Consider the following 23,047-nt stretch of genomic DNA (forward strand, 5'->3'; position numbering starts at 1 on the left):
ACAGAGCTGGTTAATGAGAATATGTTTGCCTGCCTCCTTGTCTAGCCTGAATGTTTTACATGAAAAGTTACTACAATTTATTCAACCCTTAAAGATTGATTCATCTAGCAGTTATGCTATGGAACTTGCATTAAATGAAGCATTTATCAATATTGTAAAGCATGGTGTTAACTATGATGCCACCCAAAATATTACTATTGTGATGCATTATGGCAATAACCAACTGGCTGTGACCTTACAAGATAAAGGAAAGCCTATACCTACAAAATTTTTGCAAAATAAAAGTGGGTTGTCTCATATTCCTGAGTTGTCAGCGCCGGATTCTTGGCCAGAAAATGGGATGGGATTGATGATGATGTTTAATGCCGTTGATGACATCAGTTATAAAGTGGAAGAGGGCATCAATTACCTATCGCTGATAAAGAAAATAGAAGAGTAGGCGTAAAAATTATGTTTATTCATAAAATAATGCTCTTCGAACTCCCCCTTAAAATGGGCTGATTTATCTCACTTATCTTCATGGATTGACTGAGGTTGTGATAATGGCTTTTTATTTCTCTTCGTTTGAAAACAGGAAACCACCATCACCACTCAAAACTCATTGGGCTACTGAGTTTTTATGGCAAAGTCTGGCGGTTGCAGCGCTTATCTTGGGGGCAAATTATATCCGCTGGCGCTGGATGAATTCACTTAATTACGATGCGCTTTGGTATTCCATCCCCTTGGTAATGGCTGAAACACTAGCCTATATTGGTTCTGTTTTATTCACTATCAACCTCTGGAAAGTCAGAGATATTCCTGTCCTCCCAGTACCTGAAACAATCGATGACTGTATAGCCGCTGAAGAGATGCAAGAAAGGCGTCAGATAAAAGTTGATTTGTTTATTGCCACCTATAATGAAGATGTCGAATTGGTGCGTTTATCGATTCGGGATGCACTCGCCGTAACTTATCCCTTCCCCTTGGATTATCGCATTCATGTATTAGATGATGGTAAACGAAGCGAAATGGAGGTTGTTGCAAAAGAAGAGGGGGTTAATTACTTAAGTCGGGAAAATAATATCGGTTATAAAGCAGGTAATCTCCGCCACGGGCTGGATATGACGGACGGTGACTTTATTATTATCTGTGATGCAGATACCCGAGTTTTCCCCACAATATTGACTCATACTTTGGGTTATTTTCGTGATGTTGATGTTGCCTGGGTCCAGACTCCTCAGTGGTTTTATGATTTACCACAGGGCAAGCGATTACCTGAATGGGCAAAGCAAAAGTTAGGTTCAACAGGCTATTTTGTTGGTAAAGGGATTGAAAAATTGGTTGGCCCGCTGACTGTGGGGCATGATCCCTTTTTTAATGATCCGCAAATGTTTTACGATGTTATTTTACGCCGACGTAATTGGGCTAATGCGGCTTTTTGTTGTGGCGCTGCATCAATTCATCGTCGTGAAGCTATTATGCAAGCTGCGCTGCGTCGCTATGTAGATAATATAGAAGATGAGATCGAGCAATATACGGGCGACCTAACTGATAAAGAAACCAAAGCAGACTTGGCTAAGGCCATGTTACCTCATGTGGTGCATGATACCGAGCTGATGCCATATAAATTTCATGTTTCAGAAGATATCTATACTTCTATCGTTTTACATGGTGATCCAGGCCGTAAATGGCGATCTGTCATGCACCCGCAAATAGAATCAAAAATGCTTTCACCGCAGGATTTGTTGACTTGGATGATCCAGAGATTTAAATATGCGGCTGGTTCAATGGATATTGCCTTGCACGACAGACTTTTCACCAGTAAAAGGATTAAGCTCAGTGCAATACAAAAATTAATGTACGGAACTACTTTTTGGTCCTATTTTGCCTGTATCTGGAATACGGTATTCTTGATTGCCCCATTAATTTATCTTTTTACGGGGATCCCCCCCGTTTCGACTTACTCATCTCCTTTTTATTTGCATTTTTTGCCCTTTATGATTGTCTCTGAATTAGCATTTATGTTTGGCACCTGGGGTATATCGGCGTGGGATGGGAAATCGTCTTTTCTTGCTTTATTTTCCATGAATCTACGAGCTCTTGATACAGTACTACGAGGAGAGAAAATCAAGTTTCATGTGACGCCCAAAGAACGCCAACAGGGCAATTTTTTATCCTTAGTTAAACCTCAGCTCGCCATTATTGGGCTGACGTTATTGGGGTTGATTTGGGGGGCGATTCAGATAGCCGTAGGGAACATAAAAGATCCCTCAGGTTTTGTGATCAATATCTTTTGGGGAGCTGCAAATATTGCAGCCATGATGCCGATGGTTTTAGCCGCATTTTGGCAACCCGAGCATGCTGAATACACCGGACAGGAGGGGGCTTGATGTCATTCAAATATAACCTCCTCAAGGCGAGAAGTTATCTGGCAATGGTGATCGGTATTTTAATCGCATTTTCTATTGTGTTGTATGTCGAAAAGAACTCTCAAGATATGGAAGATTCTCGTGTCCATATCACCACCAGTATTGGCCGACCATTAACACCGGCTCCTCGACCACTGAGTTCCGAAGAAATAATTTGGGCTAAGGCTGCATGGCAATATTTTATTAATAATACTCAGCCGAGTGGTTTAGTGAATTCCGTGGATAAATTCCCATCGTCGACAATGTGGGATACCAGTAGTTATTTTATGGCGCTGATTTCAGCGCAACGAATTGGTATTATTCAACAAGATGAGTTTGATACCCGAATCAGTAATGCATTAGGTGCATTGGCTAAATTGCCACTATTTGAAGGTAAATTACCTAATAAAGCCTATAATACACAGACTCTATCTATGGTTAATTATATTAATCAGCCCAGTACGAAAGGTATAGGTTGGTCGGCTATTGATATCAGTCGAATGATGGTGCCATTAAATATATTGGTCTGGAGTTATCCCCAGCATGCTGTCGAGGTCAATAAGGTTATTTCACGTTGGCAATTAGATGCGCTAGTGGTTGATGATCAATTACAAGGTTCGGTAGTTGATGATAAAACTCAGCTCATTTCATTGCATCAGGAAGGGCGTATGGGGTATGAGCAATATGCGGCACGGACCCTGCAACTGGTGGGTATTAATGCTAGTTTAGCCCTTGATTACACTGCACATCTGCAATTTATTAAAGTTGAAGGGATATTGGTGCCTGATGATGACCGTATCTCGCAAAAAGAGGGAGCAAATACATTTATCGTCAGTGAACCCTATATCTTGACCGGCTTAGAGTTGGGTTTTGATCTTTATTCAGCAGAACTAGCCTGGCGGGTTTTTAAGGCTCAGGAGAATCGTTTTCAGCGTACTGCTATATATACCTCTGTCAGTGAGGATCATGTGGATCAAGCTCCTTTCTTTATTTATAGCACACTCCATTATGCTAATGAAGATTGGGCGGTAATTACGGACAAAGGTGAGCGTGTCAATCAGTTACGACAGTTATCAACCAAATCGGCATTTAGTTGGTATGCCTTATGGCGCACACCTTATAGTGAACAGACACGGAATCAATTAAATAGCTTAATGGATTCGAACAAAGGTTGGTATAGCGGAATTTATGAAGTTAACAATAAAATAAATACTTCACTAAATGCCAATACCAATGGCGTGGTGTTAGAAAGTTTGGCTTTTATCAAGGGTGGAAAACTACTTTGTGCTGCCTGTACTCAGGTGATGCAATCCGTTGGCGCAACAGATAAACAACTAAAGTAGGAAGGTTTTATGATGGGAAATCAGTCATTTTTGATAAGGTTAAGTCTCATTGTTAAGGCTGGCGGCTTGATTTTGATACTCCTGGCCATACCGTCTTTTAATACCTTTGCCGAATTACCTGGCAATAAATTAGCTGCTGAAAACTACCCTGTCCGGCACGGTGAGTTAACGCCCAGAGAGATGGCGGTTGCAGTTAATGCCTGGCAATATTTTGTCCATAATTTACAACCTACAACTGGGCTTGTTAATGCAGTTAATAATTATCCTTCGACCACAATGTGGGATAGTGCATCTTATTTGGCGGCACTGGTGTCGGCGCGCGAGTTGGGTATTATTAATAAGGAAGAGTTTGACCACCGAATGTTACCTTTTTTAAAGACACTGAATAATATTTCACTATTCCAAGGGCAATTACCCAATAAAGCTTACAACACCATAACTGCTGAAAAAGTTAACTATATGAATAAACCCGGTGAAATAGGATTTTCAGCTATTGATACTGGCCGTATGTTAATTTGGCTGAAAATTATTAAAGAACGTTATCCTGAATATGCCAATAGCATTGATAACGTGGTCTTAGGTTGGGATTTTTCACATGTTGTCGATGATTGCGGTACGTTATATGGTGCGATATTAGATAAAAATAACACGCCTCAGTATGTGCAGGAAGGGCGACTGGGCTATGAGGAGTACGCTGCCAGTGGCTTTCAACTTTGGGGTTTTTCAACCTGTCAGGCGTCACGACCTGAACCTTATGATTTGGCTAAAATTTATTGTGTATTAGTACCTTACGACTCTAGAGATGCACGCAAAACTAATCAACACAACTATGTAGTTACCGAGTCGTATATCTTACATGGCCTTGAGATGGGGTGGGATCGCAGTAATGATCGGGCTAATAAAGCGGCGAGCTACAGCCATCCGTGGATGAAAGACTTCGCCAATCGGGTCTATCAGGCACAGGAAAACCGCTATCGTGAAACGGGAATACTGACAGCGCGTTCGGAGCATCAGTTAGACCACGCCCCTTACTTTGTTTATGACACGGTTTTTTCCGATGGCTATAACTGGAACACAATTACCGATCAGGGCATTTTTGTCCCTGAAAATGCGGCAGTGTCATTAAAAGCTGCGTTAGGTATGTGGGTATTTTGGCACTCGCCGTACACTGACCGATTATTTGATGCAATAGAAAATGCTAACGTTAAGGATATCGGCTTTAACGAGGGCCTCTACGAAAATGGTAAAGGGCCAATTAAAGAGTTTACGGCAAATAATAATGGCATCATGTTAGAAGCGCTATTATTTAAAAAAGCAGGGAAAATACTCCGTTTCACCAGTGGTGATCCTAGCCATAAAGATTATATTCCCTCGTTGTGGGAACGGCAGTTAATTAATGCTTTTGATGATAATAACAGTAAAAGGAATCGGCCGTATATTGATGCAACACCGAGCTTAGCCGCATTTTGTGATCAAACGGGCATTGCGATACGTAAAGCACCAGATTGTAAGAGCTGCCAGTGTGCTCAGTGTCAGGATGAAAGCAGCAGTAATAATTTATTTAAATTACCGGCGGCAACATCATCATGCGCAAAATAGTGAAGTCCGCCGCTTTTGCCTGGGTTATTGGTGCTGGGCTACTGGGTGCTGCATTTACGGGCGGTATGTTTGTGGCAAGCAGTATTACTCACAGCTCTGTTGCCTATTCTGCCCGTAGTGGTGTGCTATCTGATAATGAACAATTGTGGGCGAAAGTAGCTTGGCGTTACTTTGTTAATAATACGCAAGTGAATACTGGGCTGGTTAATTCTTTGGATAATTACCCGGTTGTTAATCTCTGGCAAATCGGCGACACACTTGTCACATTAACCGCAGCAGCCCAATTAGGGTTGATCAATCGTCAGGAGTTTGATCAGCGCCTCACACTATTATTGGCAACAATAAGTCATTTACCTTTGGTGGAGGGAAAAACGCCAAATCTGCTTTACAACACCGCCAACGGACAGATGATTGATTATGCTCACCAGCCAAAACCACTGGGGTGGTCTGCACAAGATATCGGCCGCTTAATGATAGGTTTGAAAGTTGTGGTGCGTTTTTATCCTGAATATGCTGAGTATTTGGATAAGGTCCTATTACGATGGAATTTCTGTCAGATTATTGATGGTCACGGTGAGTTGCTGAAATCAGCGACGGTTAATGGCAGATTTATAGCCAAACCCGAAGGCGTGTTGGGTTATAGCGAATATACCGCTGGTGCGTTTGGACTGTGGGGTTTTCCTGTAGGAATATCAGCTAATCTTCCCTATAACACCACGTTTATTTATGACATACCTATCGATTTCGATATCAGAGATGCCCGAACAACCTATGTACCCTCTATTGTCGTCAGCTTGCCTTATTTACTTACTGCGATGGAATTAAAAAGCACCCCAATATTTAAACAGCAAAAAAAACGGATAGATAATGTCTATCGGGTACAAGAAATACGGTGGCAAAAAGAACATATATTGACGGCACGTAGTGATTATTTCACCTCAGTTGCGCCATATCACGTTTACGATACGGTGTTCGCTAACGGTTATCATTGGAATACGATTAGCGAAGACGGGCAATTTCATCCTGACCTGGCGTTGGTATCAACCCGCGCAGTTTTTGGCTTATGGGTTTTGTGGAATAGCCCTTATACCGATGCATTAATGCAGTTGACTCAGATGCAATATGATGAACAACGCGGATGGTATGAGGGGCGTTATGAAAATAATGGTGCATATAACAAGACCATTAGTCTGACGACAAACGCTATGGTATTGGAAACGCTGCTCTATAAAGCGGCGGGGAGTTTAATTAATAGCGACTCTACGGCGGGATATCTGGATGTGCGCATGAGTGATGTTTTTTCACGTCCACAATTATGCCTGCCGCAAGAAAGAGTCATCCGTCGACAGGCGGCATCGAAATGAACATTAATTGCCGGTGCAGGGCTTCCATTTTAAGTTTGGGATTTCTTTTACAACTTATCTCGTCGGTTGTTGTTGCTCAGTTGCCATCCACTTTAGATTTGTCCGGTCAGTGGCGAATACGGGATGGCAATCCGCCAGCTTCTGACGCCTGGCGTGACACCCTGGATGACAGCCAGTGGCAACATTTGAAAGTGCCCGCTAATTGGTACAGTGAGGGCGTCGATCATCAAGGCGTATTATGGTATCGCACCCGGTTTACATTACCGGTTTTAGATACCGATGATATGGCGACCTTGGTATTCGATGGCGTCGATTATCAAACGGATATTTGGCTCAACAGTCAACGAGCGGGGCAACATAAGGGGTATTTTCAGCGGTTCAGTATCGATATCACCGATATAGCCCGAATAGATAATGTGCTGGCTATGCGTGTAGATAGCCCTTACGAGACTCCGGGCAAAATTTGGTCATTTCGTAAGCAACTGATTAAGGGCGTGTTCAATCATCATGATACTCGGCCCGGTGGCGCGTGGTCGGATCACGGGCAAGATGCCAATTCGGGTGGTATTTGGGCTCCGGTGGCGTCACATATCAGCCGTGGCGCCGTTATAGACAATGTACTGGCCGTGCCTGACTGGTCACGGGGGCTTGCACATCCGATTCTAAAAGTGAGTTTGGATTATCGTGCTAACCACAACCGCTCCGTTGTTATGTTGCTACGTCTGATACCCGATAATTTTATCGGCCAATCTTATCAACTGGAGAAAAGCGTTTCATTGGTTGCCAGTCAGCGTAATGCACAAACTCTCACTGCTAATTTTCTGCTTGATAACCCCGCATTGTGGTGGCCGTCTGGTCATGGGAAACAAAATCTTTATCGGCTGGAGGTCAGTTTCTCAGACCGTTTAGGCATGATGGATGTGACTCATATTCGCACTGGCTTACGGCAAATTGCGATAGACCCCCAACAGCAAAGTTGGTCAATCAATGGCAAACGCCTATTCATCAGAGGGACGAACTATATTGGTAGCCCGTGGCTGGGAAGCCTGACACCGACAGATTATCGCCATGACTTGCTCATGATGCAGCAGGCGAACATCAACGCCATAAGAGTACATGCCCATGTGGCTGGGCGGGCGTTGTACGACCTGGCTGATGAGATTGGGATACTGCTCTGGCAAGATTTTCCACTGCAATGGGGATATGACGATTCAGCCTCTTTTGCCAGAGAGGCTGCCAGGCAGGCCGCAGATATGACACAGCAGTTTGGCAGCCATCCAGCGATTGTATTGTGGTCTGGGCACAATGAACCGCCCTGGGATGCCACATGGATGCAATATCGTTATTCAGACTGGCGGCCTGACACCAACCGGGCGTTAACCGCGAGCGTCGCGCAGGTGCTCAGTCAGGACCATAGCCGGATCACTCATGCTTACTCATCCACTGCTGAACACTACTGGCAAGGGTGGTACTCAGGGCAGAAAAATGATCATCTTAAACCGGCAACCACCTCAATAATCAGCGAGTTTGGCGCACAAGCCTTACCTGACTTGGCAACGTTAAACACGATAATTCCGCACGCTGATCTGTGGCCAAAAACGGCGGATAAACAAGACGAAGGTTGGCGTATCTGGGCATACCATAATTTTCAACCTCATGAGACATTTGAATTAGCTAAGGTGACTCGCGGGCCAAATATCAATACGTTTATCAAGAACAGCCAACAGTATCAGGCAAGTTTAATCCAACTCGCCGCAGAGAGTTATCGACGCCAACGCTATCAACCCGTTGCTGCATTATTTCACTTTATGTTTACTGAAAACTGGCCGTCAATTAACTGGGGCGTGGTGGACTATCTCCGCCATCCTAAGCCGGGTTATTTTGCTTTGCAGCGAGCTTATCAGCCCGTTTTACCCTCTATAGATCCGAAAACAGAAAATTGGGTGCAGGGGCAGAGAGGGCGTATTGATTTATGGGCCATTAACGATCACTGGTTCAACTATCAAAAGGCATCATTACATTGGAAAATATTGCAAAGTGGCATGATTTTATCTAAAGGATCGCAGGACATAAAATTAATGGCGGATAGCGGTCAAAAGGTGATTGAATTGCAAGTTATACCTCGTAGCGTTCAACCAATGAATGTAATGAGTGACATTATTAACGAACGGGGTGAGATATTAGGCCATAATGAATTACAAATTCATATTCAACCCTAACTAATACTGCTTATTATTAGCAGAGAATGCTTAAGTTAGATTTGATTGTGGCCAATACTATCTTAAATTACAGAGTGATCCTATGCTTTAGCCAATAGTGATTATAAGGGTATAGATATTATATGAATCCTTCTCCATTCAATGCCCACACGCAGCAATTGTCCTCATCTTGGTTTCCATTTAAGTTACAAAAAAGTATTTTGCTGCCACTGGTTGTTTTCATTATTGGGCTGGTTATTTCAAGTGCGGGAGCATGGTGGCTTTATAACGAAATTAAAGCCAATGCAGAAATCGATTTTCAACGTAATGTTGACCGAGTCTCTGGAGAAGTTGCTCAGCGTTTCAATCTTCCTGTCTATGGGCTGAATGGCATAAAAGGGGCTTATGCGGCTGACGGTGCTTTAACCCGTGGACAATTTCATGCTTATGTCGCCTCGCGTAATTTATCGGTTGAGTTTCCTGGTGTCAGGGGATTCGGCTTTATTCAGCGGGTGCAACGCAACCAGTTAAATACCTTTATGGCTGAGACCCAAGCAGATGGCGCACCGAAATTTGCGCTGCGTCAGCTACAGGATAGACAACATGACGATTTGTATATTATTAAATATATAGAGCCATCTGAAGGGAACCAAGGTGCGGAAGGATTCGATGTTGGCTCTGAGCCGGTACGACGCGCCGCCGTACTCTCAGCAATAAACAGTGGTAAACCTACCTTCTCTGGATCTATTCATCTGGTTCAGTCTAACTTTAAAGCCCCCGGGGTACTGCTTTTTATTCCGGTTTATAGCTATGGCTCAAATCCTACCACCCCAGCTGAAAGGCAAGCGTCATTAGTGGGTATTCTCTATTCACCCATCGCAATTACAGAACTATTAAGTGATATTCCTGAGTTTATGGACGGGCGAGTGGATGTTGAGTTGTTTGACAGTCTCAATGATTTATCTAATAAAACGATGGTCTTCGATGCCGATGGTAGCAAATACGCCGATTTCATACCCGATGAAGAGGGTCATGATGGAGCAATAGCCGCCAGAATATTTCACAGTACCAGCATCTTGCCACTACCAGGCCGAGAAATGACACTGCGAATCAGCAGTACACCGGTGTTTGAAGCACAAATAGAGCGTTATGTCCCTTGGTTGTTATTTGCTTTTGGCCTTTTGCTCAGTTCGGCATTGGCTTTACTTATTCGCCAGCAAATCAGTGGGCGTAATCGGGCAGAAATGCTGGCGCGGAATATGACTGCAGATCTTGAACGTCTGGCTTTAGTGGCCAAGAATACCTCTAACGCCGTCGTTATTACCGATGTAAACCGTAAAGTTGTCTGGGTTAACGAGGGTTTTGAACGTATTACCGGATACAGTCTAGCCGAGGCTTTCGGCAAGTCGCCGGGGAAATTACTGCAATGCAGTAATACAGACCAAGGCGTAGCAAGTGAGATGAAAATTGCGTTAGATGCCGGAGAGCCATTTAAAGGTGAAATAGTCAATCGCGCTAAATCGGGGCAAGAATATTGGATTGAGCTGGAGATTCAACCGCGTTATAACGATAAGAGTGAACTTATCGGCTTTATGGCTATTGAGTCGGATATCAGTGAACGTAAAGCGACTTATCAACGTCTTGAAGCGGCCTTACGTGAAAATAATGCCTTACTCAGCACCCTTAATTTACACGGTATTATCTCTACCGCAGACCGGGATGGGATAATCACGGATGTTAATGACGCATTTTGTACTATCAGTGGTTACAGTCGCGAAGAACTTATAGGGCAGACTTACCGCTTAGTTGATTCTCATACACATTCGACTGATTTTTGGCAATCGATGTGGCATGACATTGCTAATGGGATCTCGTGGCGTGGAGAAATCTGTAATAAAGCTAAAGATGGCTCTTTATATTGGGTCGATACCACGATTGCTCCGTTTAACAATAGTACTGGCCAGATTGAGCGATATATTTCCATTCAAGTTGATATTACAACCAATAAAAATCAGCAAGCCAATCTGATTATTGCTCGAAATCAATTAGTCAGAGCGGCGGATGTTGCTGAGTTAGGTATTTGGACCTGGAGCATTCCAGAAGGCACGCTTTCTTTCGATGAGCGGATGAATAATATCTATGGGATCCCTGAAGAGTTACACAATGCCGATATCCCGTTGGCGTATTGGTATAGCCTTTTGTATCCAGAGGATATTCCCGACGTTAAAAGTGCAATAAAAGCGGCGTTAGAAAATGAAAGTGTCTATCGTCAGGTTTTCCGTATTTTGGTGAGAAATGAAGTCCACTTTATTCAATCAACTGGAACGGTTGAACGGGATGAAAGTGGCAAAGCAATGTTGATGATGGGGATTAATCGGGATATTACTCAACAACGCGAGGCCGAGAATATCCTGAAAACAGCCAGAGAAGCTGCTGAAGAAGCCAATAAAGCCAAGTCTGCATTTTTGGCCAATATGAGTCATGAGCTACGGACCCCGATGAATGCCATCCTTGGCATGCTGACATTGCTGCGTAGAACGGGTCTTGATAGGAAACAAGCCGATTATGCGGTTAAAAGTGAAGCCGCCACGCGTACCTTGCTGCGCTTGCTGAACGATATCCTGGACTTCTCCAAAATCGAATCCGGTAAAATGGAACTGGAATGTATCCCGTTTGATATTCATGTGATGTTGCGTGATTTGGCGGTTATCTTATCGAGCAATCTGAAGGTTAAAAAGGTTGAGGTCTTATTTGATATTGACCCTTCACTACCCCAGTTTGTTGAAGGCGATAGCATGCGACTCCAGCAGATATTAACCAATCTGGGGGGCAATGCGCTGAAGTTCACCGAATTTGGTGAGGTGGTGCTTTTCATCAAAGTTATCACACAGGATAGCCATCACGTTACGTTGCATTTTGGGGTGCGCGATACCGGAATTGGCATTGCACCAGAGAATCAAGAAAGTATTTTTAGTGGTTTTACACAAGCAGAAGCCTCGACAACGCGCCGGTTTGGTGGCACGGGCTTAGGGCTAGTGATAAGCCAGCGCTTTGTTGCACTGATGGGCGGGACACTCACCTTAGAAAGTGAACCGGGTAAAGGGAGCCTATTTCATTTCACCATAACGCTGTCACTACCTTCTTATACCAATCTGGTTATTAATAATGAAACACCAAACACTTTGGTAAATAGAGCACAGGCATTGAATAATTTACGAGTCTTGGTTGTTGATGATAATCCGACCGCCTGTGACCTGATCAAACGGATGGGGGAATCACTAAAATGGACCGTTGATGTCGCAACCAGTGGCAATGATGCATTGCAATTGATGAGACAGCAGCATGATAGTGGTATTACCTACGGGGCGCTCTTTATTGACTGGCAAATGCCGGGGTTAGATGGTTGGCAGACCAGTAAATGTGTGCGTGAACTGATGCCAGTAGATAACGGCCCTATGATTGTCATGATAACCGCCCATGATCGCGAAATGTTATTACAGCGCAGCGAAGAAGAGCAGGCATTACTGGATGGTTATTTGGTTAAGCCGATCACCGCATCGATGTTGTTGGATTCAGTGATTGATGCATTAAGCGAACGCAAACAACCTGATGTTGCGAAACCGGCAATAACCGAATCTTTACACCGACTGTCTGGTATAAGGCTATTAATTGTTGAAGATAACTTGAATAACCAGCAAATAGCCCGTGAGTTACTTGAGGATGAGGGAGCAGAGGTCAGTATTGCCAATCATGGCAAAGAGGCAATTGAGATATTAGAACATCATCCGTCTTCATTTGATCTGATATTGATGGATTTACAAATGCCGGTCATGGATGGCTACAATGCGACGAAATATATTCGAAAAAGTCTTGGGTTAAAAAACTTACCGATTATAGCCATGACAGCTAATGCGATGGCCTCTGATCGTGATGCCTGCCTTGCTGCTGGAATGAATGACCATATTGGTAAACCCTTTGACTTGAATAATCTAATACACGTCATACGGAAATACAGTGGGCAAACTGATGTTGCCGCTACGGTTAGCCATCTAACGCCTGTTTTGTTATCTGCTGAATTGAAAAATGTCGCGGCAACGGCAGGAATTGACGTTGATACCGCCCTTAATCGATTAGGTGGCGATATTACGCTGTACCAAAAAATGTTATCGCTGCTTAGTGAGGATTTGGCTAATTTCCCTACCCAGTTGGAGACATTATTGACTGAAGGCGACCATCTGTCGGCATCTCGTCTGCTACATACCATCAAAGGACTTGCCGCACAGCTGGGGGCCACGGGTCTTTCTTTGAGTGCGGGGCAGGGGGAGAAGTTATTTAGCCAGGGCGCGATACCTACGGCAGATACGATTAATCAATTACTGAGCGAGATGCGAAATAAAGTATCCGTTATACAATCTGGGATAGTGACACTAATCCCAATGCTATCGAAAGATAACACTAATAATGTCGTGGCAGAGGCAGTTGATATAAAACCTATCGAGTTGGAACTGAATCGTTTGATGCTGTTATTACAAAACTCAGATATGGCTGCGTTAGAGCTGATGAATAAATTGATGATGACTTTTGCTAAGCAACTTAATGGACAATTATCTCCCCTTAATGATGCAGTAAACCAACTAGATTTTGCCAACGCTATCAAGTTATGCCAAGCCTTGATGGTTAATCTTCCTACTCAGAGAGATAAGAAGATATGACTATAATCCATTCTTTTTCGCAAGATTTGACCTTGGATCTACCCGGCACGGGGAAGCCCAAGATCCTTATTGTTGATGATCATCCGATAAATATTCAGATGCTCTATCAAGCATTCTCTTCCGATTATCATGTGTGTATGGCCACCAGTGGTAAACAGGCACTCGACGTCTGTATTAGTCAACATCCAGACTTGATTCTACTGGATATTGAAATGCCCGGTATGAATGGTTTTGAGGTTTGTGCCAGACTCAAGGCATCGCCAGACACTCAGGATATTCCTGTTATCTTTGTCACTGCGCATATTGATGAAGAGACCGAAACTCGCTGCTTTAGCGAAGGTGCCGTAGATTTTATCAGTAAACCTATTAACAGGAACACCGTTCGGGCTAGAGTGAAAACACACTTATTGCTTAAAGCTCAATCCGACTTATTACGCCAACTAGTTTATTTAGATGGATTAACCGAAGTACATAACCGGCGTTATTTTGATAAACAGTTAGAATTGGAGTGGAAACTCTCAAATCGTAACCAGACTCCACTTAGCATGATCATGATTGATGTTGATTTTTTCAAAAAATATAATGATTTATATGGGCATCAGGCAGGGGACGATTGTTTGCGGAGTATTGCAAAAGTTATCCGGGAAGCTCTCCGACGCCCTGCGGATTTGGTGGCCCGCTATGGTGGCGAAGAATTTGTTTGTCTGCTCCCCGACACCGAGTTAGCCGGAGCAATGGATATGGCAGAAACTATCAGGCTGCAAATTCTTGAGCAAAAAATTCAACATTCTGGTTCCACAGTTTACCCCTTTGTTAGCATTAGCCTTGGGGTCTGCTGCAAAGAAAATCAAAGCATCGGTATGTCAACTGCACTTCTGCGTCAAACTGACCTGCAATTGTATCAGGCAAAGAAAAATGGCCGGAATCAAACTAGTGGGATGCTCTATCAACTGAACGAGGGGTAAATTAAATATATTCTCGGCATTGGATCAGGCACTTAGTGATTCGGCCTGATTATTTATCCATCGGTATTATTAATCAGAATATCGAAAGCAGTAAGGCAACGGGCAGGCTCAAGGGCCACGTTAATCCGATAAGAGATGATGATAAGCACCTTACTGCTAAGCTCTGATCACGTGTTAGTGGAAAGATGATGAGGGTAGAGACAATAGCCCCAATTCCGTAAATGCAGAGCAGGATAAATCCGGTATTCATGGGGCAATTTTCCTTTTGACCATGTCATTTACTCATTATCGCTGAAAGTGCGTGTATTTTTGCAAGATAATTCAAATTATAGGGCTGCACTATTGTGGGTCTTCTCCAATATTTTAAAAGGGTATAGGATAATGACTTCTCTGAATTGGGGGATTGATGCTCAAGAAAATTCTAAACAGTAAGCTAGCAGGCTATATCGTGGGCGTTTTGATTGCGATTGGTTTTGGCGAAAGCTTCATCACGACTCACGAAGAAGCTGAGAAATTCGCTTAATAATTCATGGGGGACTGGGACTACAGCCTCATCTATCAGGGTCTGCTGTTATCAAAGCGTTATCGATCAGGCTGTTCCAGCCGTTTTATGTTGCGCATAAACGTATGATGCAACATATTCTTCTTGGTTCATATCCAGATAATCCGACCACCACTGCATCATCGCTTTACGGGCATTGAGATATTCTGCTTTATGGGGGTAAGCCGCCCGCAGGCTGTTGCGTTCCTGATGACTCATCTGGCGTTCAACCGCATCCTGTGACCACAGACCAGATTCCATCAGGGCACTACAGGCCATGGCATCCGTGGCCAATGGTCCTGATTCGGTTTGATATTTAAGATACCAGAGACGTGAACCACCTGGATTGACCAAAAGGTACAAACCGTGTGAATCGGAAACTTTGACAGGTTTTTCAGAAGGCTTGAGACTGCGGATTTTAGTGTCGTTCACAGACATTGGGTGGTCACTCCATAATCGAACTGAAATGACCCCAAATCAGACCACCAATCTTGCCCGATGCGGAGGGGGAAATGAAAATGCAGCGGGAAGACTTTTCACACTAACTCGTTGAATCTAAATCGTATAAAGATTCGTGAAGATGCATGAAAACACAAATTTGGCTCCTCTGATTGGGCTAGAACTTTGCTTTAATTACTTGATTTTATTATTTTAAATTGATGGTTCTTGATGACTAATCCCCCAATAAAGCCCCTAAAATATTTGCATGTAATAATTGTGATGGATATCTCATTTTAATGGTGACATTACAGTGAGAGCCCAGTGTTTCTACATAATGGAGAGACTATTCACTTTAGAACTACTATGAGTGTGTGGATGCTTAAACATCCAGTTTACGGTTGGCCAGCCACTCAACCATTGCCGGATCGCGATGAGAGAAGAAGGCACTGGTGGCCGAATCCATTGCAGCTATCTGTGTCATCTCCATCGCACTGAGTTCAAAATCCAGGATGTTGAAATTTTCAATCATGCGTTCCTTGCGAACGGATTTAGCCAGTGAAACGATGCCACGTTGATAGCGATGAGAAACCGATGCTGTTCGAGCGCGATCTGGAATGGGCCACTCTGCTCGCTCGCCGCAAAACGGAACAATGGCTGCATGACCGATGGATAAAGCTCCAGGATGCCCAACAGATCGATAAACCAAGCCGCTGGAGTCTGCCATGGACTCATTAACTCAGATCGTTCTTGGCAGTAGTGTTGCTGCACTTGTCGTCCCCCCGAATCATCGACGCCGGGCAATACTGGCGGGTGGAGTACTCGGTACCTTGCCCGATCTGGACGTACTCTGGTTCAAGGTCTTCAGCAGTGATGTGGTTACAGAAGTGACCTGGCACCGTGGCCCATCGCATTCTCTTTTGGTGCTAACGGTGTTGGGATTATTGCTTTGGCTGTTGCTCAAATCCCGCAGTAGCCTGATCCAGTCCTCCCCGTTGCAGTGGCTGTTGGCGATCTGGCTGACCTTGATAACGCATCCGTTGCTGGACGCCTTTACCGTCTACGGCACTCAACTGTTATGGCCCATGAAGACCCCTCCCGTCATGTGGGCGACAATCTTCGTCATTGATCCTTTATATACCGTGCCCTTGCTGATAGGGGTTATTGCTGCCTGGCGGCTATCACCACACAAAACCGCGCAGCAAACGAGTGGCTCTGGCAGAGACAGGGCGGCACGCAATTGGTTGGTAGCAGGCCTGCTCGTGAGCTCGACCTACCTGGTTTGGAGTGTTGCCGCCAAATCTCTGGTCGACCGAGTCGCATCGCAAAGTCTGGCTGTCCTGAACTTGCAGAATGCCCCGCGTTTTTCTACACCGCTTCCTTTCAACACGCTGGCTTGGCGGGTGATTGTGATGGTACCGGATGGCTACTGGCTCGGTGACCGGTCCCTTGTCGCGGATCGAGGACCAATGCAATTTACTTTTCACGCAAGTGACAACCCAGCGTTGACGCAATTGACCTCCGTGCCGCAGTTGAAACGCCTATTGTGGTTCACTCAGGGGTTTGTCGCCGCTCACGCGCAGCGACGTGAGGATGGCGAGCTTCGGTTGATCCTTACCGATCTGCGAATGGGGCTAGAGCCCGATTATTTTTTCCGCTATGACATTGCTGGCATAGATGACCGTGGCGTTTGGGTAGCAGCACCCGAAATAATCCAAATGCCTGAGTCCGGTGATTTCGTCAAGACGTTGAGTTGGGTATGGAAACGCATTTACAACAGTAAAGCTACTCCGTGAATGATAAATGGGCGTGTAAGTATTTCCAGGCCGCGAATATTGAGAAGCTCGATATGGCGGCTCGGCACCGGTTCCACATGCCGGCCACGGACGCGGTGGTCATGCTGAAAATCAATAACAGTTAAGTCGTTCGATGGCTCGATATTTCAAGCATAATCCGGCTTTCAGCCAGAGCCTGAGCATGTTGGTAAATTTTTAAACGCAACCAGCGGCGTAACCGATCGCTATGTGTCCGCTCATGCCAGATCTGCATCATGTCGATGCGCGGCAGTGCCAAAGGTAACGGGTACAGGCGCAATTCAGGATCGCGGGCAACGGCCTCTTCCCCCACCGAACGCAGGCAGGTAAGTAACAAGTCACTACCTCTGATTAAACGGCTTGGCGCAAGAAAACTGGACAACCCGGCAACGACTTTACGAGCCAGTCCCTGACGTTGAAGGTCACGATCAACCAGCCCGTTCAGATCGCCGGTCAAGGTTGTCAGAACATGCTCGCAAGCCAGATAGCTGTTCAGATCCAGCCCCTGTAACAGCAGAGGATGATCTGCCGCTGCCAGCACGACAAAATCCTCGCTCAGCAAACGCTGCTGATGAAAAGTCTCTGGAAGCTGCTCGTAAAAACCGGCAATAGCCAGGTCACAGGTACCTTTTTCAAGCTCGTCACGCGGTAGCATTCCACGCGTGTTATGGGTTATCAACACCAGATTGGGAGCCTCCTGCCGCAAGATGGGTAATAAACCCGGCAGCAGGATCTGCTCCATGTAGTCAGTTGTATAGATATGTATCCGCTCAGCCCGTGCAAGAAAATCGCGCCCTTCACATTGATCGTAAAACGTCTCGATATCTTCAACCAGCTTTTGAACCTGAGTCGCAAGCTGATGGGCACGTGGCGTGGGGGCCAGGCCTCGCGGTGCCCTGACAAACAGCGGATCGCCAAATTCATGCCGTAACTTGTTAAGCTTATGACTCATTGCGGGCTGGCTGAGTGACATCCTGATCGCAGCCTGAGAAGCATTACGCTCCTGATACAGTACGTGAAAGAACAGCAGCAGGTTGAGGTCTTTGTTGGCTATATTCATTTTTTGAATGCCTGAAATGATCGCTTTTTATTTTTAGAATTATAGCGAGCCATCCAGGCTGATAGCCAGTTTGCTGATCCACGGGTTGTGGCGCTCAACGGAGATAGAGGCGCATATGAAAAACCCCCGGCTGTGACGGGGGATACTTATTGGCGGCAACCTGATCAGCGCAAGCAGGGATTAATGCCCGTTTTGCAACTGCGCTAACAACGCTTTGGTAAGAGCATGGTCAGAGAATGGGTTTTGACCGGTGATCAACTCACGATCAACAACTACATTCGGGGTCCAGGCTTTTGCCTGTGTCAACTCGCCGCCTGCTGTCGCCATAGCTTTGGCTGGGTAATACCGGATCTTCCCCCCCTTCAGTGAATCCTCAAAAACCTGTTCCTCTTCATCCGCAAAAATAGTCATGCGATATCCCTGATATATCCAGTTCTTTGCCTGTGACGTTTTGCCTTGGATCAGTCCTGCTTCAAAATCCTGCGGATCGTCTTGTGCTGACAGTAGGGTAATCGGACCATGGCAGATGGCGGCGGTAGGCTTGCCTGCAGAGTGGAAATGCTTCAGCAACTCCCCCACCTGTGGGTTATTGGCAAGGTCAATCAACGGCGCATGGCCACCAGGGATCAATAGACCGGCATATTGAGAGAGATCACCAGCCAGTACTTCTGCCAGTTTGTGCGGCTTATTAATCCCTGGCATATTTGCTACCACCGATTGAATACGCAGCATTTCCGTACTGTTACCGCCAAAATAGAGCGGATCAACCGAAAGCTGGTCAACGCTCGGTGCCTGGCCGTTTGGCGTAACCAGCACCAGTTCATATCCCGCTTTTTGCAGGCCATCTGCAGGCACACCGAATTCATTGAGATAATACCCGGTCGGATAGGTTTTTCCCTCTTTAAGCGGTAACTGGTTTTCACCAGAGAGCAGTACCAGTATCCGTCCATGGGTTTCCGCTGCCAAAGCAGTGGCACCCATACCCAGGCAAAGCAGCAGGGCAATCACATATTTAGTTAATCGCATAACAAACATCCAGGTTATTAGGGTGTTATATTGGCTGCCGTGATTTACAACAGCTTTAGCATGGCTTCAGCAGTAGCGTCTGAAGACGCCGGGTTTTGTCCGGTAATCAACAAACCATCTACCGCAATGTGGCTTTGCCAGTTTTCGCCACGGCTGTAGAGCCCACCGTTGGCCTTGAGCATTTCTTCAACCAGGAACGGCACTGTCTGAGTCAGTTCTACGGCGTCTTCCTCACTATTACTAAAACCCGTAACTTGTTTCCCCATCACCAGCGGTTTGCCTGACGTATTCTTGGCATGGCGCAGTACCGCAGGCGTGTGGCACACCGCAGCGACCGGTTTGCTCTGCGCCTGGAATTGCTCTATTAGGGCTATTGAATAGGGGTCTTCCGCCAAATCCCATAGCGGGCCGTGGCCACCGGGGTAAAACAGTGCATCAAAATCATCGGCGCTAACCTCCTGTAGTCTCAGAGTTTTTGCCAGTGCTTGCTGCACAGTGTTGTCCAATGCGAACCGATGGGTGGACGCAGTTTGGGCATCCGGCTGGCTGCTTTTCGGATCAAGCGGCGGTTGGCCACCTTTGGGGGAAGCCAGGGTGATCTCCGCTCCGGCATCGAGGAAAACGTAATAAGGTGATGCAAATTCCTCCAGCCAAAAGCCAGTTTTATGACCTGTACTACCCAGCTTGTCATGAGAAGTTAATACCATCAGGATTTTCATCATTTTCTCCGTTGAGCGCCGCAGCGCATGAATCATGAACTGGCTGTCAGCTTAGGCGATTCGCTATAATTCTAAAAAACAAAACTGTTCATTTCAGGTATTCAAAAAATGAATATAGCCAACAAAAAACCCAATCTGATGCTTTTTATCCGTGTATGTTACGAAGGTTTGTCTAAGTGGTGTAGGTACCCGAGGCGCATGGTGCATGATCTCCGTTCATTATCACGGTAGTAACGTTACCCGCACTCGCACATATTATGGACGGTTAACGATGTGGTTGAGCAATTCCAGATTGCCCAGCCGATAGAGGGTAAAAGCATAGTTTGGTGTTCCTGTTAGTGGCTGGGTTTCAATAAGGCATTGTTGCCGGGAAATAAGATTTTAAGATCAACCGATTCAGCCATCGCACGGTTACCTTCATCGCTGGGATGGAGTCGGTCACCTGAGTCAAAACGCGACAGCAGGCGGGTACGATGCTCAGGGTCACGTAACACCGTATCAAAATCAATAACGGCATCAAAGGTGTCACTCTGGCGTATCCAAGTATTCACCTGCTGGCGTAATGCTTCTTTCTCTGGTTGGTAATAATTGTCCATCGGTGTACCAGGCAATGCCCCTTCGAATGGTGTCAGTGTTGCACCGATAACACGCAGACCGCGAGCATGAACCTGCTCAGCCAGTTGGCGATAGCCAGCTGTTAACGCCTCGAGTGTGGGTCTTGGGCTCTGTGGAGCGAAAATGGTACCCGGCCAGGCAATGTCGTTAATCCCTATCATGACAATAACGCTTTGCACTCCTGGTTGAGCCAACACGTCACGGTCCAACCGTGCCAATGCATTGACACCCATACCGTCAGAGAGAAGCCGGGCACCGGAGATGCCAGAGTTGATAACACTGATACCCCGCGAGGCAAGGCGAGTAGCCAGGAAGTCTGGCCAGCGGCTATTCTTGTCCAGACTTGCAGCATTACCATCAGTAATGGAATCTCCGAGAACCACAACTGTCTGCGCTGCCTGTTCAGTTTCAACATGAACCCCCACCAGCAGCGGACGTGTCGTCGTGCTCTGAATGGAAGCATCTGTCACCTTAAGCTCCAGGGCTGAGGTCTGATCTCCTGGAACAATCCAGCTAGTCTGACGGCCATCCCAGTGGAAGGTGCTCATAGTGGTAGCCTTCGGTAGATAGAAACTCACGGCAACCTGAGTCAATGCAGGTATGTGTGATGTTACAGGATCGCTGACCAACAAAGCGCCAGGGAGGATCGTCGCTGCTTCCTGGCCACCAAATGTCACAGTGCGTAAGCTATCAGCCGCAATGCTGTGGTTGTTCTGTGTCTGTGCAAACGTTACTTTGCCCACGGTGAGTGGCTGACTGCCATGGGTATTGGATAGCACGATACGAAAACGCTCTCCACCCAGGCTGATACGCGCCACTTGGCGAACTGTTTGATCATGCAGTTCGGTTGGTATATTTGTGGGAAGCGGAAAACTCGAACCCCATACAGGCTGTGGGCTGGCCCCCCACGTTGCAACCCAAGACGGTGTGGCAGCTACCGCAGTGGTGGTTACCATGGCAGTACCCACTGCAAGGGCCCAAGTTATAATTTTTCTAGATGAAGTCGTTAAAAATGATTTGAATTGCTTTTTCATATTAGTGAACTCAAAAATAAATCGTGTATTAATTATGAATTCAAAGACACAATCACGATAGACTGTTCAGCGGAATAGCATTTGTGAATTAAACTCATCAAGGAGGCAGATATGGCCCGCCAAGAAGTCAACCGCTCCGGCGAATTAGAAGTGTTCGTGCGTGTGATTGAGCTAGGCGGCTTTTCTACCGCCGCCCGCGCCTGTGGCATGACACCCTCAGCTGTCAGCAAGTTGGTCGCACGACTAGAGAAACGGCTGGGTACACGGCTAGTGAATCGTTCCACACGACAACTGCAACTGACACCAGAAGGCTGTGCCTACTACGAGCGCGTAGTGCGTATCCTTGCTGATTTGGACGAGGCAGATCGCTGTGCCAGTGAAAACGCTGCGCCACGTGGTCGGTTAAGGGTCAATGCCAATGTGCCCTTTGGGCATCACTTCCTGCTGCCGTTGATACCTGAATTTTTGGAGCGTTATCCTGAGGTCATGCTGGATATTATGCTGACCGATGAGGTCATCGATCTTCTGGAAGAACGTACCGATGTGGCCGTGCGGGCGGGGCCGCTCAAAAGCTCTAACCTGATGGCGCGTAAATTGGGTCAGACATGCAAGATAATTGTCGGGTCGCCTGATTATCTGGTTCGCCATGGTGTCCCAGTGACGCCAGAGGATTTATACCAGCACAATCGTCTGGGAACGAATTACGTGCGTGCCCAACCTGGCTGGTTATTGCGTCAGGGTGACAAGAATATCGTGATACCCATTAGTGGCAACGCTCAAGTCAATGATGGTGAGGCATTGCATCGTCTAGCCTTGGCTGGGCTAGGATTGGCGCGTCTTGCTGCCTTTCAGGTACGTGAGGATATCGGTGCTGGCCGATTGATACCCGTACTTGAGGATTGCGATCCTGGCTATATCGAGGAAATTCATGCCGTGTATGTCGGGCAGGGGGGTCATCTGCCGTTGCGTGTGCGGGCTTTTCTGGATTTTCTGGCTGAACGAGTCGATATCAGTACCCGATCAATAAATTCAAAACCGCCTGGCAAGAGCTGAAAATAGGGTATCTCAGCTATCATTTATAGGTAAAAACAAAGACACCTTACAGGTTTAGGGGGGTAACTTCACGTGGAAAAGTGGGGGTGTTTTGGTTCAAAAGGCTGTAAGCCAAATTATCTATTTGAGACAAATTATGGCGCTCCGTTTTTAACCACTTCATTGCTCCGAGTCATGTG

The 23,047-nt window shown here is 45.9% G+C and carries 15 protein-coding genes and 3 pseudogenes; 10 read left to right on the forward strand and 8 right to left on the reverse strand.

Annotation, left to right across the window (positions count from 1 at the left end; genetic code table 11):
* Positions 1-13: 13 nt before the first annotated feature.
* From Q2T71_RS06825 to Q2T71_RS06860, 8 genes are all read left to right on the forward strand, one after another.
* Complete coding sequence (locus tag Q2T71_RS06825; RefSeq protein ID WP_372559867.1) at positions 14-439, forward strand: ATP-binding protein; 426 nt, start codon at positions 14-16, stop codon at positions 437-439.
* A 103-nt stretch (positions 440-542) separates the two neighbouring features.
* Positions 543-2,369: a glycosyltransferase gene (locus tag Q2T71_RS06830; RefSeq protein ID WP_372558528.1), complete on the forward strand. Its 1,827-nt coding sequence runs from the start codon at positions 543-545 to the stop codon at positions 2,367-2,369.
* Positions 2,369-3,730, forward strand: coding sequence for a DUF3131 domain-containing protein (locus Q2T71_RS06835; protein WP_372558529.1), 1,362 nt, complete (start codon positions 2,369-2,371; stop codon positions 3,728-3,730). The genes Q2T71_RS06830 and Q2T71_RS06835 overlap by 1 nt, the downstream gene beginning before the upstream one ends.
* Before the next feature lie 12 nt (positions 3,731-3,742).
* Complete coding sequence (locus Q2T71_RS06840; protein WP_372559868.1) at positions 3,743-5,329, forward strand: DUF3131 domain-containing protein; 1,587 nt, start codon at positions 3,743-3,745, stop codon at positions 5,327-5,329.
* On the forward strand, positions 5,317-6,693 hold the full coding sequence (locus tag Q2T71_RS06845; RefSeq protein ID WP_372558530.1) for a DUF3131 domain-containing protein: 1,377 nt from the start codon (positions 5,317-5,319) through the stop codon (positions 6,691-6,693). Before Q2T71_RS06840 ends, Q2T71_RS06845 begins: the two co-directional genes overlap by 13 nt.
* Positions 6,690-8,912: a glycoside hydrolase family 2 protein gene (locus tag Q2T71_RS06850; RefSeq protein WP_372558531.1), complete on the forward strand. Its 2,223-nt coding sequence runs from the start codon at positions 6,690-6,692 to the stop codon at positions 8,910-8,912. The genes Q2T71_RS06845 and Q2T71_RS06850 overlap by 4 nt, the downstream gene beginning before the upstream one ends.
* A 122-nt stretch (positions 8,913-9,034) precedes the next feature.
* Positions 9,035-13,603, forward strand: a complete 4,569-nt coding sequence (locus Q2T71_RS06855; protein WP_372558532.1) for a CHASE domain-containing protein — start codon at positions 9,035-9,037, stop codon at positions 13,601-13,603.
* Positions 13,600-14,568, forward strand: coding sequence for a diguanylate cyclase (locus Q2T71_RS06860; RefSeq protein WP_372558533.1), 969 nt, complete (start codon positions 13,600-13,602; stop codon positions 14,566-14,568). Before Q2T71_RS06855 ends, Q2T71_RS06860 begins: the two co-directional genes overlap by 4 nt.
* A 73-nt stretch (positions 14,569-14,641) precedes the next feature.
* Here Q2T71_RS06860 and Q2T71_RS06865 read toward each other — a convergent pair whose 3' ends face one another.
* From Q2T71_RS06865 to Q2T71_RS06880, 4 genes and pseudogenes are all read right to left on the reverse strand, one after another.
* Positions 14,642-14,818, reverse strand: a complete 177-nt coding sequence (locus tag Q2T71_RS06865) for a GhoT/OrtT family toxin (protein ID WP_372558534.1) — start codon at positions 14,816-14,818, stop codon at positions 14,642-14,644.
* Positions 14,819-15,157: 339 nt separating this feature from the next.
* Positions 15,158-15,391 (reverse strand): annotated as a pseudogene (locus Q2T71_RS06870) (integrase); the annotation flags it as partial.
* 30 nt (positions 15,392-15,421) lie between these two features.
* Positions 15,422-15,547, reverse strand: a pseudogene (locus Q2T71_RS06875) (Arm DNA-binding domain-containing protein); the annotation flags it as partial.
* 382 nt (positions 15,548-15,929) lie between these two features.
* Positions 15,930-16,127 (reverse strand): annotated as a pseudogene (locus tag Q2T71_RS06880) (aldo/keto reductase); the annotation flags it as partial.
* A 145-nt stretch (positions 16,128-16,272) separates the two neighbouring features.
* On the opposite strand from Q2T71_RS06880, the gene Q2T71_RS06885 reads away from it, so the two are divergent.
* Positions 16,273-17,343 carry a metal-dependent hydrolase gene (locus Q2T71_RS06885; protein WP_372558535.1) on the forward strand — a complete coding sequence of 357 codons (1,071 nt, stop codon included), beginning with the start codon at positions 16,273-16,275 and terminating at the stop codon, positions 17,341-17,343.
* Positions 17,344-17,464: 121 nt separating this feature from the next.
* Here Q2T71_RS06885 and Q2T71_RS06890 read toward each other — a convergent pair whose 3' ends face one another.
* From Q2T71_RS06890 to Q2T71_RS06905, 4 genes are all read right to left on the reverse strand, one after another.
* Positions 17,465-18,421 carry a LysR family transcriptional regulator gene (locus Q2T71_RS06890; RefSeq protein WP_261466630.1) on the reverse strand — a complete coding sequence of 319 codons (957 nt, stop codon included), beginning with the start codon at positions 18,419-18,421 and terminating at the stop codon, positions 17,465-17,467.
* A gap of 180 nt (positions 18,422-18,601) precedes the next feature.
* The gene (locus Q2T71_RS06895; protein WP_372558536.1) at positions 18,602-19,447 is read right to left on the reverse strand and encodes a type 1 glutamine amidotransferase domain-containing protein; all 846 of its coding nucleotides are present in this window, start codon (positions 19,445-19,447) and stop codon (positions 18,602-18,604) included.
* Positions 19,448-19,491: 44 nt separating this feature from the next.
* Positions 19,492-20,166 (reverse strand): type 1 glutamine amidotransferase domain-containing protein, encoded by a 675-nt coding sequence (locus Q2T71_RS06900; protein WP_372559869.1) that lies wholly within the window; start codon positions 20,164-20,166, stop codon positions 19,492-19,494.
* Between the two features lie 335 nt (positions 20,167-20,501).
* Entirely contained in the window at positions 20,502-21,737 is a 1,236-nt protein-coding gene (locus tag Q2T71_RS06905; protein WP_372558537.1) for an SGNH/GDSL hydrolase family protein, read from the reverse strand.
* 189 nt (positions 21,738-21,926) lie between these two features.
* Here Q2T71_RS06905 and Q2T71_RS06910 point away from each other — a divergent pair, with 189 nt between their 5' ends.
* Positions 21,927-22,868: a LysR family transcriptional regulator gene (locus Q2T71_RS06910; RefSeq protein WP_260514215.1), complete on the forward strand. Its 942-nt coding sequence runs from the start codon at positions 21,927-21,929 to the stop codon at positions 22,866-22,868.
* Positions 22,869-23,047 lie beyond the last annotated feature (179 nt).

This window comes from Yersinia sp. 1652 StPb PI, assembly GCF_041538345.1.
Lineage (GTDB): Bacteria > Pseudomonadota > Gammaproteobacteria > Enterobacterales > Enterobacteriaceae > Yersinia > Yersinia enterocolitica_E.